The sequence below is a fragment of the Promicromonospora sp. Marseille-Q5078 genome (assembly GCF_050315395.1).
Classification (GTDB): Bacteria; Actinomycetota; Actinomycetes; order Actinomycetales; family Cellulomonadaceae; genus Isoptericola.
This window is the reverse complement of record NZ_JBNPQG010000001.1, coordinates 3107682-3120842: the sequence shown is the minus strand read 5'-3', so window position 1 is coordinate 3120842 and position 13161 is coordinate 3107682. Positions and strand designations below refer to the sequence as shown.

The following is a 13161-nucleotide window of genomic DNA, read 5'->3' as shown; positions in this document are numbered from 1 at the left end:
ACAGGAGAACAGCACTGTGACCACCACGACCCCTGCTCTCGTCGCCTACGACGACGCCGTGCGCCGCTACGACCCGGTGCTCGGCATCGAGGTGCACGTCGAGCTCGGCACCCGCACCAAGATGTTCTGCGCGGCCGAGCAGTCGTTCGGCGCCGAGCCGAACACGCAGACCACGCCGGTGTCGCTCGGACTGCCGGGCGCGCTGCCCGTCGTCAACGGCACCGCCGTCGAGTACGCGATCCGCATCGGCCTGGCGCTCAACTGCCAGATCGCGGAGACCTGCCGGTTCGCGCGGAAGAACTACTTCTACCCGGACGTGCCGAAGAACTTCCAGACCTCGCAGTACGACGAGCCGATCGCCTTCGAGGGCTGGCTCGACGTCGAGCTCGAGGACGGCACCGTGCACCGCGTCGAGATCGAGCGGGCGCACATGGAGGAGGACGCCGGCAAGAACACGCACGTGGGCGGCTCCGCCGGCCGCATCCACGGCGCCGAGTACTCGCTGGTCGACTACAACCGCGCCGGCGTCCCGCTGGTGGAGATCGTCACCAAGCCGATCACCGGCGCGGGGGAGCGGGCGCCCGAGGTGGCGCGCGCCTACGTGCAGGCGCTGCGCGACATCTTCCGCGTGCTCGGCGTGTCCGAGGCGCGCATGGAGCGCGGCAACGTCCGCGCGGACGTCAACCTCTCGCTGCGGCCGACGCCCGAGTCCCCGCTCGGCACCCGCACGGAGACCAAGAACGTCAACTCGTTCCGCTCCGTCGAGCGGGCCGTGCGCTACGAGGTCTCGCGCCAGGCCGCGCTCCTCGACGCCGGCGAGACGGTGATCCAGGAGACGCGCCACTTCCACGAGGAGGACGGCTCGACGTCGCCCGGCCGCGTGAAGTCGGACGCCGAGGACTACCGCTACTTCCCGGAGCCCGACCTGGTGCCGGTGGCGCCGTCGCGGGAGTGGGTCGAGGAGATCCGCGCGACGCTCCCCGAGCTGCCGCAGGCCCGCCGCCGGCGGCTGCACGACGAGTGGGGCTTCGCGGACGCGGAGATGCGCGACGTCGTCAACGCCGGCGCGCTCGACCTCATCGAGTCCACGGTGGCCGCGGGCGCGAGCCCGGCCGCCGCGCGCAAGTGGTGGATGGGCGAGCTGGCCCGCCGCGCCAAGCAGGAGGACGTCGAGCTCGCGGAGCTCGCGATCACCCCGGCGCAGATCGGCGAGCTCCAGCAGCTCGTCGACTCCGGCCGCATCAACGACAAGATCGCCCGGCAGGTGCTCGACGGCGTGCTCGCCGGCGAGGGCGGCCCGGAGGCCGTCGTGGCGGCGCGCGGGCTGGAGGTCGTGTCCGACGACGGCCCTCTCCTGGAGGCGATCGACGCGGCGCTCGCCGCGCAGCCCGACGTCGTGGAGAAGGTCCGCGGCGGCAACCAGGGGCCGGTCGGCGCCATCATCGGCGCGGTGATGAAGGCGACGAAGGGACAGGCGGACGCCAAGCGCGTGCGCGAGCTGGTGCTGGAGAGGATCGGCTGATGCGGTCGCCCGTCCTGCACGGGGAGCTCGTGCGCCTGCGCCCGCTCGAGGCGCGGGACGCCGACCGGCTGTGGGCCTCGCTGCGCGATCCGGACAGCGGCCGGCTGACGGGCATGGGCACCACCGGTGCCTCGACCCGAGCCGAGGTGGCCACGTGGGCGGCGACCGCGGCGGACCTGCCCGGCCGGTACGACTGGGCGATCACGTCGGCGGCCGTCCGTGACGGGGAGCTCGTCAGCGACGACCTCCTCGGCGAGATCTCCCTCGACCAGGTGGACCCCGCGCTGCTGTCGGCGCACCTGCGCCTGCGGATGATGCCGGACTACCGGGGCCGCGGCTACGGCCGCGAGGCCATCGGGGAGGTGCTGCGGTTCGCCTTCGAGCACGCCGGCGGCGGCCTCGGCCTGCACCGGGTGAGCCTCGCGGTGATGAGCATCAACCCGCGGGCGCGCGCCCTGTACGACTCGCTCGGATTCCGCGAGGAGGGCCGCCTGCGCGACGCCTTCCGGGACGGGAGGGGCTGGACCGACGCCGTCGTCATGAGCATCCTCGAGGACGAGTTCCGGGCCGGGGTCGGCACGGACTGAGCGCCCATGCCGGTGGAGCACCTGCCGGCCGAGCATTCGCCGGTCGAGCCTGTCGAGACCCGACAGGCTCGACCGGCGCTCGCCGTTCTTGACACCGTCACCGGCGGCGCATAACTTCATATCGCAGAATCAGTATTCCGAAGCATGGAAACTGCAGCGACAACGGCCCGTCGAGCGAGGAGCGAGATCCATGACCCAGACCACCCGCTACTACACCCCGCAGGGCGGGCTGCCCGGGCAGGACGAGCTGCTGACCGACCGGGCGATCGTCACCGAGGCGTACACGGTGATCCCGCGGGGCGTGCTGCGCGACATCGTCACCTCGAACCTCCCGGGCTGGGACGGGACGCGGCTGTGGGTCCTTGCCCGCCCGATCGAGGGCTTCGCGACGACGTTCGCCCAGTACGTGGTCGAGGTCTCCCCGGGCGGCGGCACCGACCGGGGCGAGATCGAGGAGACCGTGCAGTCGGTCGTCTTCGTCACCGAGGGCAGCCTGGTGCTCACCGTCGGCGGCACCGAGCACCTGCTGGAGCCGGGCGGCTACGCGTACCTCGCCGCGGGCGACCAGTGGGCGCTGCGCAACCGCTCCGACGCCAAGGCCGCGTTCCAGTGGGTCCGCAAGGTCTACGAGCGCATCGACGGCTACGAGGCGAAGACCTTCGTCACCCGCGACCAGGACGTCGAGCCGCGCCCCATGCCGGACACCGACGGCGCCTGGGCGACCACGCGCTTCGTCGACCCCGACGACCTCGCGCACGACATGCACGTCAACATCGTGACGTTCCAGCCCGGCGGCTCCATCCCGTTCGCGGAGACGCACATCATGGAGCACGGCCTGTACGTGCTCGAGGGCAAGGCCGTCTACCGCCTCAACGGCGACTGGGTCGAGGTGCAGGAGGGCGACTTCATGTGGCTGCGCGCCTTCTGCCCGCAGGCCTGCTACGCCGGCGGCCCGAAGCCGTTCCGCTACCTGCTCTACAAGGACGTCAACCGACAGGTGCGGCTCGACCGGCGCTGACCGTCCGCGTCAAGTTGACCGCGGGGCACCTCAGCGGCGCGCGCGCTCGAAGTCGTCGAGCGTGACGCGCCGCTCGTGCGCGTGGTCGACGACCCGGTCCGGGTAGTCCTCCGGCGGCGAGGGCAGCGTCCACGGCTCGTGCACGGCGCGGCCGGACACGCCCCGCAGCTCGGGCACCCAGCGGCGCACGTAGTCGCCGTCGGGGTCGAACTTCTTCGCCTGGGTCACCGGGTTGAAGACGCGGAAGTAGGGGGCCGCGTCGTGGCCCGTGCCCGCCACCCACTGCCAGTTGAGCTGGTTCTGCGACACGTCGCCGTCCACCAGGTGCGCCATGAAGTGCGCGGCCCCGCGCTGCCAGCGCACGTGCAGGTCCTTGACGAGGAACGACGCGACGACCATTCGCACCCGGTTGTGCATCCACCCGGTGGCGAGGAGCTGGCGCATCCCGGCGTCGACGAGCGGGTAGCCGGTGCGCCCCGCGGCCCAGGTGTCGAAGGCGGTGTCGCCGGCCGCGCCGGCGGCCCAGGAGTCGTCGGGCACGACGGCGCGCAGCGAGCGGGTGCGGGCGTCCGGGCGGTGGTGCAGGACGTCGGCGTGGAACTCGCGCCACGCGAGCTCGGACCGGTACGTGGCGACGTCGTCCGCGGGTGCCCCGCCGCCCTGCGCCTCGCCGAGGTCGGCCAGCAGCGTCCGCGGGTGGACCTCGCCCCAGCGCAGGTGCACGGACATCGCGGAGGTGCCGGCGAGGTCCGGCCGGTCCCGGTCCGTCGCGTATCCCGCGAGGCCGTCGCGCAGGAACGCGTGCCACCGGCGCCGTGCGGCGTCCTCGCCGGCGCGGGGCAGGTGCTCCGCCGTCGGCGCGGCGTCGGGCACGTCGTCCGTGCGCAGCGACGCCCACGGGATCTCGCGCGGCCGCGGCGCCGGCGCCCGCCAGCCGTGCTCCAGCCACGCGCCGCGGAACGGCGTGAACACCTGGTACGGCGTGCCCGCGCCGGTCCGCAGCCGGCCCGGGGAGACGGCGTACGCGGAGCCGGTGCGGACCAGGCGCGCGCCGGTCTCGGCCAGGGCGGCCTCCACGGCGTCGTCCCGGCGCCGGCCGTACGGCTCGTGGCTCGCGGCCACATGCACCTCGGCGGCGCCGACCGCGCGGGCGACGCCGGGCACGATGTCGCGCGCGTCCCCGCGGCGCACCACCAGCCGGCCGTCGCAGGCGGCGTCGAGCGCGCGGAGGGAGGCGCCGAGGTACGCCAGGCGGTTGGCGCCCGCGGTTCCCCACAGGGCGTCGTCCAGGACATAGAGCCCCACGACCTCGGCGCCGTCGGAACGGGCCGACTCCACGGCGGCCACCAGCGCGGGGTTGTCGGCGAGGCGCAGGTCGCGGCGGAACCAGATCACGGTCGTCGGCATCCGACCACCGTACGTGCCCGCCCTGCTCCCGACCGGGAACGGGGCGGAGCGGGTGGAAGCCGCCACCACCGGTCGCCGATCCCGGACCCCGGTGCCAGAGTCGTCTCCATGACCGATCAGGCGGCAGCGCCGGCGCCGCACCCGGAGCACGAGGGGGACCGCGCCTTCTTCGGCCACCCGCGCGGGCTGATGACGCTCGCCACGACGGAGGCCTGGGAGCGGTTCAGCTACTACGGCATGCGGGCGATCCTGCTGCTGTACCTGACGGACACCGTCGCCAACGGCGGGCTCGGGATGGACGAGACGACGGGCGCCGCGTTCGTCTCTATCTACGGCACGTCGGTCTACCTGCTGTCGGTCGTGGGCGGCTGGCTCGCCGACCGGGTGATCGGGGCGCGGCGCTCGGTGCTGTACGGCGGGATCGTGATCGCCGCCGGGCACGTGGCGCTCACGGTGCCCACCTATGCCTTCTCGATGCTCGGCATCGGCATGGTCGCGTTCGGCACCGGCCTGCTCAAGCCGAACGTCTCCTCGATGGTCGGCGAGCTCTACTCCCGCGACGACCCGCGCCGCGACCCGGCGTTCTCGATCTTCTACATGGGGATCAACCTGGGGTCGTTCTTCTCGCCCTTCATCGTCGGCTTCGTCCAGCGCATGTGGGGCTACCACGCGGGATTCTCGGTGGCCGCGGTCGGCATGGCGATCGCGCTGGTCTTCTTCGTCGCCGGCTACCGGTACCTGGGCGACGCCGGAACGGACGTCCCCAACCCGATCCGGCCGCAGGACCGGCCGGCCGTCGTCCGCCTCGGCCTCATCGTCCTCGGGGCGATCGCCGTCGCGACGGCGCTCGCCGTGGTCCTCGCCGGGGGATGGGCGGTCTCGACGTTCATCGACGCGGTGTCCTACCTCGCCCTGGCGACCCCGGTCGTGCTGCTGACAGTGATGTATCGCTCCAAGCGGGTGACCGACGCCGAGCGGCCCCGGGTGCTGGCCTACGTGCCGCTGTTCGTCTCGGCGATGCTGTTCTGGATGATCTTCGAGCAGGCGGCGACCACCCTCACGCAGTTCGCCGCGGACCGGACCGAGCTCCAGCTGTTCGGCATCGAGCTGTCGCCGGCGTTCTTCCAGTCGATCAACCCGGCGACGATCATCGTCCTGGCGCCGGTGTTCGCCTGGATCTGGACCAGGACGGGGGACCGCCCGCCCACCGCGTACAAGTTCGTCATGGGGCTGACCCTGGCCGCCCTGTCGTTCCTGTTCCTCGCGGGGATGTCCGAGGTCTTCGCCGAGGAGCTCGCCCCGCCGTGGGTGCTCGGGGTCGTCTACGTCATCCAGACGCTCGGCGAGCTGTGCCTCTCGCCGGTGGGCATCGCGGCGACGACGCTGCTGGCCCCGCGGGCGTTCCGCGGGCAGGCGATGGCGCTGTGGTTCCTGTCGTCGGCCGCCGGGCAGGCGATCACGGCGCAGACGATCGAGGCGACCGAGGGCGTCTCGGACACCGCCTACTTCGGAGGGATCGGCGTCGTGGCGCTGGTGTTCGCGGGGCTCCTGCTGCTGCTCGCCCCGTGGGTCACGCGGCACATCCGGCGCGCCGACGAGATGGAGCACACCCACAGCGCCGGCGCCTGAGCGCGCCGGCGCCGCGGGTGCCGCCCCGGCGCCCCGGTCAGCGCAGCCAGGTGGCGCTGCCGGGCACGGGCGAGGCGGCCCAGGCGCGGCCGAGGCCCCAGGTGTCGCCGGCGCGGGTGAGCGCGAGGGCGGCCAGGAGCGCCGTGAACACGAGGTGCTGGTCGACCACGGGGTTCTGCGAGCCCGCCGCGAAGGGCCAGGTCGAGAGCCACAGGCTCAGCATGATGAGGCTGCCGGCCACGGCCGCGACGCGCAGCCCGATGCCGAGCAGCAGGGCCAGGCCCGTGCCGAGCATCCCCAGCATGAACAGCCAGTCGACGGCGGGGCCGCTGAGCGCGGCGAAGCCCCCGGCGAGCGGGCTCTCGATCGAGCCCAGGTAGCCCGCCGTGGGGGAGCTGCCCACCAGCCAGGCGCGCTCGGCCGGGGTGGCGTAGCCCAGCCCGAAGGTCTTGTCGGCCACGGGCCACAGGAAGACTCCTGCGAGGAGGATGCGACACAGCGCCAGCGCGCGCCGGGCGCCGGGCCGGGTCACGACGGGCGACGCGTCGTCGTCCGTCCGGGTGCGGTCGGTGGGGGTCGTGCCGATCGTGCTGCCTGCGGCGGTCGCGGTCATGAGTGAGCTCCCTGATCGTGGTGCGCTGCGTGGTGCTGAGGTCGGTGACTCCGTGGCGGCGCTGCCCGGAGGCGGGGTCGCTGCTGATGGTGCGGTTCGTGGGCAGCCGGTTTCGGCCGGTTTGCCCGCATCACTAGTTGAACGGTGGACAACATCCCCCGGTTGCCCGGGGATCGCAACCCCGCCGTGACCTGCGGGTCGTCCCGCCGGACAGATCGACCACTGGGCGGACGCGTGCCCGCGATCCGGGACGGCGGGCGTAGCGTGCTCGTGCGCGTCGCCCGCGACGGCGCGGCACCACTCGTCGAAGGAGCTGACAATGAGCCGTCCCCTGCGCTCTCGGACGTCCACCCACGGCCGCAACATGGCCGGTGCCCGCGCGCTCTGGCGCGCCACCGGCATGGGCGCGGACGACTTCGGCAAGCCGATCGTCGCGATCGCGAACTCGTACACGCAGTTCGTCCCCGGTCACGTCCACCTCAAGGACATGGGCGACCTGGTGGCGTCGGCGATCCAGGAGGCCGGCGGCGTCGCCAAGGAGTTCAACACCATCGCCGTCGACGACGGCATCGCGATGGGCCACGGCGGCATGCTCTACTCGCTGCCCAGCCGCGACCTCATCGCGGACTCGGTCGAGTACATGGTGAACGCGCACTGCGCCGACGCGCTGGTGTGCATCTCCAACTGCGACAAGATCACGCCGGGCATGCTCAACGCCGCGCTGCGGCTCAACATCCCGGTGATCTTCGTGTCCGGCGGGCCGATGGAGGCCGGCAAGGCGATCGTCGCCGACGGCGTCGCGAAGACCCCGCTGAACCTCATCAACGCGATCAACTACTCGGCCGACGACAACGTGTCCGACGACGCCCTCGCGGCCGTCGAGGAGAACGCGTGCCCCACCTGCGGCTCGTGCTCCGGCATGTTCACGGCGAACTCGATGAACTGCCTCACCGAGGCGCTCGGGCTGTCGCTGCCGGGCAACGGCTCGACCCTCGCCACCCACGCCGCCCGCAAGGAGCTCTTCCTCGAGGCCGGCCGCACCATCGTCGACCTGGCCAAGCGCTACTACGACGACGAGGACGACTCGGCCGCCCCGCGCTCCATCGCCACCAAGGCGGCGTTCTCGAACGCCATGGCCCTGGACGTCGCGATGGGCGGCTCCACCAACACGGTGCTGCACGTCCTCGCCGCCGCGCAGGAGGGCGAGGTCGACTTCGACCTCACCGACATCGAGCAGATCAGCCGCCGCGTGCCGTGCCTGAGCAAGGTGGCGCCCAACCACCCGAGCTTCCACATGGAGGACGTGCACCGCGCCGGCGGCATCCCCGCCCTGCTGGGCGAGCTGGACCGCGCCGGCCTCCTGGACCACGAGGTCTCCTCGGTGCACACGCCCACGCTGCGCGAGTGGCTGGACGACTGGGACGTGCGCGGCGGCAAGGCGACCGAGCGCGCGACCGAGCTGTTCCACGCCGCTCCCGGCGGCGTGCGCACCACGCAGGCCTTCTCGACCTCCAACGTGTGGGAGAGCCTCGACACCGACGCCGCGAACGGCTGCATCCGCGACCTCGAGCACGCGTACACCGTGGAGGGCGGCCTGGCCGTGCTGCGCGGCAACCTCGCCGAGGACGGCGCCGTGTTCAAGACGGCGGGCGTCGACCCGGACGTCTTCCACTTCGTCGGCCGGGCGCTGGTCTGCGAGTCGCAGGAGGACGCCGTCGAGAAGATCCTCACCAAGCAGGTCGAGCCCGGGCACGTGGTCGTCGTGCGGTACGAGGGCCCGGCCGGCGGCCCCGGCATGCAGGAGATGCTCTACCCGACGTCGTTCATCAAGGGCCGCGGCCTGGGCAAGGTGTGCGCGCTCATCACGGACGGCCGGTTCTCCGGGGGGTCGAGCGGCATCTCCGTGGGCCACGTGTCGCCCGAGGCGGCCGCGGGCGGCGTCATCGGCCTCGTCGAGGACGGCGACGAGATCGAGATCGACGTCGACACGCGCCTCATCCGCGTGAACGTCTCGGACGAGGTGCTCGCCGAGCGGCGCGCCAAGATGGAGGCCCGGGAGAACCCGTGGCAGCCGCTGAACCGCGACCGCTACGTCTCCCCGGCCCTGCAGGCGTACGCGGCGATGGCGACGTCCGCCGACCGCGGCGCCGTGCGCGACGTGTCGCTCATCGCCCGCCGCTGACGGCGGCGTCACCGCCCCGCGGGCGCCCGCCCGGATCCCGTGTTGCGCGATCCGGGCGGGCGTCACGTTCGTGACATAGGCTCCGGTCATGGCCGACCAGCACGAGCCCGCCGACGCCCGCCCCGCCCCGCCCCACGACAACGAGCGCGAGCTCGAGCCGGAGATCGTCACCGACCTCCGCGAGCGGATGACCTACGGCTCCTACCTGCACCTGGACACGCTCCTCGCGGCGCAGGAGCCGATCAGCACCCCGGCGCACCACGACGAGATGCTGTTCATCGTGCAGCACCAGACCACGGAGCTGTGGCTCAAGCTCGTGCTGCACGAGCTGGTCTCCGCGCGCGACCTGCTCGCGGCCGACGAGCTCGGGTCCGCGCTCAAGCGGATCGCCCGCGTCAAGCACATCCAGCGGACGCTCACCGAGCAGTGGTCGGTCCTCGCGACGCTCACGCCGAGCGAGTACGCGCAGTTCCGCGGGTTCCTCGGGAACGCGTCGGGCTTCCAGTCCTGGCAGTACCGGGCGGTCGAGTTCCTGCTCGGCAACAAGAACGCCCGCATGCTCGCGGTGTTCGACGCCGAGCCCGAGGCCCGCGCCGAGCTCGCCCGGCTGCTGGCCGAGCCGAGCGTGTACGACGAGTTCCTGCGCTACCTCGCCCGGCACGGCCACGACGTGCCGCGGCACGTGCTCGACCGCGACGTCACGACCGCGCACGCGCTCGACGAGGACCTCGTCGAGGTGTTCCGGCGCATCTACGCCGACCCCGAGTCCGACTGGTCGGCGTACGAGACCTGCGAGGAGCTCGTCGACCTCGAGGACAACTTCCAGCTCTGGCGCTTCCGGCACATGAAGACGGTGCTGCGCATCATCGGCACGAAGCGCGGCACCGGCGGTTCCAGCGGCGTCGGGTTCCTCCAGCGGGCCCTCGACCTCACGTTCTTCCCCGAGCTCTTCGCCGTCCGCACCGAGATCGGCGCGACCGCCGGGCCGGGCGCCCGGTCGTGACCGGCCCGCTGGTCGTGCCCCCGGGCATCGCCCCGGTGGTCCTCCCCGCCGACGTCCCGCCCGAGGTGCGGCGCCGGCTGGGGGAGTCCGGCACGCTGCTGCCGCCGTTCACCGACGCGCACGTGCACCTGGGCCTCGTGGACCCGGCGCCGCTGCGCGCCCGCGGCGTCGCCGCCGTGCACGACCTGGGCGGGATCCCCGGCGACGTCGCGGCGCTGGCCGCCGACCCGGCCCTCCCGCGCGTCGCGTACGCGGGCGCCTTCCTCACCGCGCCGGGCGGGTACCCGTCCGACCGGTCGTGGGCGCCCGCGGGTGCCGTCGAGGAGGTCGCCGGCCCGGAGGCCGCCGCGGCGGCGGTGGACCGGCAGGTCGCGGCGGGGGCGTCGTTCGTCAAGGTCGCCCTGCACTCCGCGGCGGGGCCGGTGCCCGACGACGTCACCCTGGCCGCCGTCGTCGGCCGGGCGCACCACCACGGCCGGGACGTCGTCGCGCACGCCGAGGGGCCGGGCCAGGCGGCGCGAGCGTTCGCGGCGGGCGTCGACCGCCTGGCGCACGCCCCGTTCAGCGAGCGACTGCCCGACGAGCTGCTCGCGGCCATGGCCGCCCGCGGGGCGACGGGACGGCCGATGACGTGGCTCAGCACGCTCGACATCCACGGCTGGGGCGACCCGAACCCCGAGCACGAGGTCGCCCTCGACAACGTGGGCCGATTCGCCGTGGCGGGCGGCCGGGTCCGCTACGGCACCGACCTGGGCAACGGCCCGCTGCCGGTGGGCCTGAACGCGCGCGAGCTCGCCGGGCTCGCGACGGCCGGGCTCGGCCGACGGTCGCTGCTCGCGGCGCTGGTGGGCGACGACCCGCCTGCCGGGCTCGTGTCGTTCGTCCCGGGACCCGCGCCCGCGCGGACCGACGACGGCGCCGTCCAGGCCGCATGGCTCGCCCGCGCCACCGTCCTCGACGTCGCGGACCTGCGCGATCCCGCGTTCGTCCCGCCCACCGACCTGCCCACCGACACCGGAGGAGCCGCATGACCACCGACGACGCCACCCGTCGCGACCGCGCCGCCGCGCTCGACGCCGCCGACCCGCTGGCCCGGTTCCGCGCCGCGTTCGTCGACTCCGACGAGGTGACCGCCTACCTGGACGGCAACTCGCTCGGGCGTCCGACGCGGGCGTCGGCGGAGCGCCTCGCCCGCTTCGCGCCGGAGGTCTGGGGAGCCCGGCTGATCCGCGGCTGGGACGAGGACTGGTACGACCTGCCCCTGCGGGTGGGCGACCGCATCGGCGCCGTCGCGCTCGGGGCGGCGGCGGGCCAGACGTTCGTCGGCGACTCGACCACCGTGATCCTCTACAAGCTCGTGCGCGCCGCGCTGTCGTCCCGCCGGGTCGCCGGGCGCGACGAGATCGTCCTCGACTCGGGCAACTTCCCGACGGACCGGTTCGTGCTGGAGGGCGTCGCGCGCGAGCACGGCGCCACGCTGCGGTGGATCGCGCCCGACCACGACGGCGGCGTCACGCCCGAGCAGGTCTCCGCGGTCCTGTCCGACCGGACGGCGCTGGTCGTGCTCAGCCACGTCGCGTACCGCTCGGGGTACGTGAGCGACGCCGCCGAGATCACGCGCCGCGCGCACGACGCCGGCGCGCTCGTGCTGTGGGACCTGTGCCACTCGGCGGGCGCGGTGCCCGTCGCGCTGGACGCGTGGGGCGCGGACCTCGCGGCGGGCTGCACGTACAAGTACCTCAACGGCGGGCCGGGGTCGCCCGCGTTCGGGTACGTGCGCGCGGACCTCCAGGGGGAGCTCACCCAGCCCATCCAGGGCTGGATGGGCAGCGCCGAGCCGTTCGAGATGGGTCCCGCCTACGCGCCGCACGCCGGCGTGCGGCGGTTCCTGTCGGGCACGCCGGCGATCGTCGGGACGCTCGCGATGCAGGACATGCTCGACCTGCTCGGGGAGGCCGGCATCGACGCGGTCCGCGCGAAGTCGGTGGCGCTCACCCGGTTCGCGCTGGAGCTGGTGGACGAGCTGCTCGCCCCGCTCGGTGCCCGGGTGGCGTCGCCGCGGGACGACGAGCGGCGGGGGAGCCACGTGACCGTCGACCACGACGCGTTCGCCGACACCCTGCCCCTGCTGTGGGAGCGCGGCGTGATCCCCGACTTCCGCCGGCCGAACGGGCTCCGGCTGGGCCTCTCGCCGCTGTCGACGTCCTTCGACGAGGTGCGGATCGGCGTCGAGGCGGTCCGCGACGCGCTGCTGGAGGTCACCGGGCCCGGGGCGCGGCGGGCGTGATCCTCGACGACCTGGACGCCCGCCCCGGCAGCGCCACCTCGCTGCTGCGGACCGTCGTGGGGCTGTACGCCCGCGACCTCGGCGGCTGGGTGGCGGCCGCGGACCTGGTCGCCCTGCTCGGCGCGGCCGGCGTCGCGCCCGGCGCCGCGCGGTCGGCGCTGTCCCGGGCCAAGGGGCGTGGCCTGCTCGACGGCGAGGCGTCCGGCGGCCGGGCGGGGTACCGCCTCGCGCCGGGCGCGGCCGCCATGCTCGAGCGCGGCGACCGGCGGATCTTCGCCTACCGGCAGCAGGCCGACGACGACCCGTGGTGCCTGGTGTCGTTCTCGATCCCCGAGGCGCGCCGCGACGCCCGCCACCAGCTGCGGCGGCACCTGGCCGGCATCGGCTGCGGCACCGTGGCGGACGGGCTGTGGATCTGCCCGGGCCATCTGGCCGGCGAGGTCGAGGGCATCCTCGACGGGCTGGGCCTGCGCGGCGCCGCGACGGTGTTCGTCGCCGGGACGCCCCGCGTGGCCGGGCCGCTCGCGGACGCCGTCGCCCGCTGGTGGGACCTTCCGCACCTCGCGGCGATGCACGCCGACTTCCTGGCGGCGCACGCCGAGCCCGACGGCGCGACCGCGCCCGGCGCCTCGGGTGAGGCGTTCGCCCGCTGGGTGCGCGCCGTCGACGACTGGCGACCGCTCCCGTACCTCGACCCGGGGCTGCCACCGAGCGTGCTGCCCGCGGGCTGGCCCGGGACGACGGGGGTCGCGCGGTTCGCCGCGCTGCGGGCCGCGCTGGCCGCGCCCGCCGCGGCCTACGTCCGCGAGGTCGTCGCCCGGCCCTGAGCAGGCCGGAGCAGGCCGGAGCAGGCCGGAGCAGGCCGGAGCAGGGTGGTAGGGCCGCGCGCGTCGGGGAGCCACCGGCGCCGGTC

The 13161-nt window shown here is 74.1% G+C and carries 11 protein-coding genes; 9 read left to right on the top strand and 2 right to left on the bottom strand.

The window, feature by feature from the left end:
• Positions 1–16 precede the first annotated feature (16 nt).
• The 3 genes from gatB (at position 17) to ACQFYA_RS14555 (ending at position 3127) form a co-directional block, all read left to right on the top strand.
• On the top strand, positions 17–1522 hold the full coding sequence (gene gatB / locus ACQFYA_RS14565; protein ID WP_499125377.1) for an Asp-tRNA(Asn)/Glu-tRNA(Gln) amidotransferase subunit GatB: 1506 nt from the start codon (positions 17–19) through the stop codon (positions 1520–1522).
• Positions 1522–2109 (top strand): GNAT family N-acetyltransferase, encoded by a 588-nt coding sequence (locus ACQFYA_RS14560; protein ID WP_499125376.1) that lies wholly within the window; start codon positions 1522–1524, stop codon positions 2107–2109. The genes gatB and ACQFYA_RS14560 overlap by 1 nt, the downstream gene beginning before the upstream one ends.
• Positions 2110–2299: 190 nt before the next feature.
• Positions 2300–3127 (top strand): bifunctional allantoicase/(S)-ureidoglycine aminohydrolase, encoded by an 828-nt coding sequence (locus ACQFYA_RS14555; protein WP_499125374.1) that lies wholly within the window; start codon positions 2300–2302, stop codon positions 3125–3127.
• Between the two features lie 30 nt (positions 3128–3157).
• Here the strand turns inward: ACQFYA_RS14555 and ACQFYA_RS14550 are convergent, their stop codons facing one another.
• On the bottom strand, positions 3158–4534 hold the full coding sequence (locus ACQFYA_RS14550; RefSeq protein WP_499125372.1) for a cryptochrome/photolyase family protein: 1377 nt from the start codon (positions 4532–4534) through the stop codon (positions 3158–3160).
• A 108-nt stretch (positions 4535–4642) separates the two neighbouring features.
• On the opposite strand from ACQFYA_RS14550, the gene ACQFYA_RS14545 reads away from it, so the two are divergent.
• On the top strand, positions 4643–6163 hold the full coding sequence (locus ACQFYA_RS14545; RefSeq protein ID WP_499125370.1) for a peptide MFS transporter: 1521 nt from the start codon (positions 4643–4645) through the stop codon (positions 6161–6163).
• Between the two features lie 37 nt (positions 6164–6200).
• Here ACQFYA_RS14545 and ACQFYA_RS14540 read toward each other — a convergent pair whose 3' ends face one another.
• The gene (locus tag ACQFYA_RS14540; RefSeq protein WP_499125369.1) at positions 6201–6776 is read right to left on the bottom strand and encodes a DoxX family protein; all 576 of its coding nucleotides are present in this window, start codon (positions 6774–6776) and stop codon (positions 6201–6203) included.
• A 319-nt stretch (positions 6777–7095) separates the two neighbouring features.
• Between ACQFYA_RS14540 and ilvD the strand changes: the two genes are divergently transcribed.
• The 5 genes from ilvD to ACQFYA_RS14515 all read left to right on the top strand — a co-directional run bounded on the left by ilvD (position 7096) and on the right by ACQFYA_RS14515 (position 13075).
• Positions 7096–8958 carry a dihydroxy-acid dehydratase gene (gene ilvD / locus ACQFYA_RS14535; RefSeq protein ID WP_499125367.1) on the top strand — a complete coding sequence of 621 codons (1863 nt, stop codon included), beginning with the start codon at positions 7096–7098 and terminating at the stop codon, positions 8956–8958.
• Positions 8959–9046: 88 nt separating this feature from the next.
• Complete coding sequence (gene kynA, locus ACQFYA_RS14530; RefSeq protein WP_499125366.1) at positions 9047–9961, top strand: tryptophan 2,3-dioxygenase; 915 nt, start codon at positions 9047–9049, stop codon at positions 9959–9961.
• Positions 9958–10992, top strand: a complete 1035-nt coding sequence (locus ACQFYA_RS14525; RefSeq protein ID WP_499125365.1) for an amidohydrolase family protein — start codon at positions 9958–9960, stop codon at positions 10990–10992. The genes kynA and ACQFYA_RS14525 overlap by 4 nt, the downstream gene beginning before the upstream one ends.
• Positions 10989–12248 (top strand): kynureninase, encoded by a 1260-nt coding sequence (locus ACQFYA_RS14520; RefSeq protein ID WP_499125364.1) that lies wholly within the window; start codon positions 10989–10991, stop codon positions 12246–12248. The genes ACQFYA_RS14525 and ACQFYA_RS14520 overlap by 4 nt, the downstream gene beginning before the upstream one ends.
• Positions 12245–13075, top strand: a complete 831-nt coding sequence (locus tag ACQFYA_RS14515; RefSeq protein ID WP_499125362.1) for a PaaX family transcriptional regulator — start codon at positions 12245–12247, stop codon at positions 13073–13075. The genes ACQFYA_RS14520 and ACQFYA_RS14515 overlap by 4 nt, the downstream gene beginning before the upstream one ends.
• Positions 13076–13161 lie beyond the last annotated feature (86 nt).

Coding starts and splice junctions, on each gene's coding strand:
- ilvD (WP_499125367.1), top strand. CDS start 7,096: ATGAGCCGTCCCCTGCGCTCTCGGACGTCCACCCACGGCCGCAACATG.
- ACQFYA_RS14540 (WP_499125369.1), bottom strand. CDS start 6,776: ATGACCGCGACCGCCGCAGGCAGCACGATCGGCACGACCCCCACCGAC.
- ACQFYA_RS14555 (WP_499125374.1), top strand. CDS start 2,300: ATGACCCAGACCACCCGCTACTACACCCCGCAGGGCGGGCTGCCCGGG.
- ACQFYA_RS14550 (WP_499125372.1), bottom strand. CDS start 4,534: ATGCCGACGACCGTGATCTGGTTCCGCCGCGACCTGCGCCTCGCCGAC.
- kynA (WP_499125366.1), top strand. CDS start 9,047: ATGGCCGACCAGCACGAGCCCGCCGACGCCCGCCCCGCCCCGCCCCAC.
- ACQFYA_RS14545 (WP_499125370.1), top strand. CDS start 4,643: ATGACCGATCAGGCGGCAGCGCCGGCGCCGCACCCGGAGCACGAGGGG.
- ACQFYA_RS14560 (WP_499125376.1), top strand. CDS start 1,522: ATGCGGTCGCCCGTCCTGCACGGGGAGCTCGTGCGCCTGCGCCCGCTC.
- ACQFYA_RS14520 (WP_499125364.1), top strand. CDS start 10,989: ATGACCACCGACGACGCCACCCGTCGCGACCGCGCCGCCGCGCTCGAC.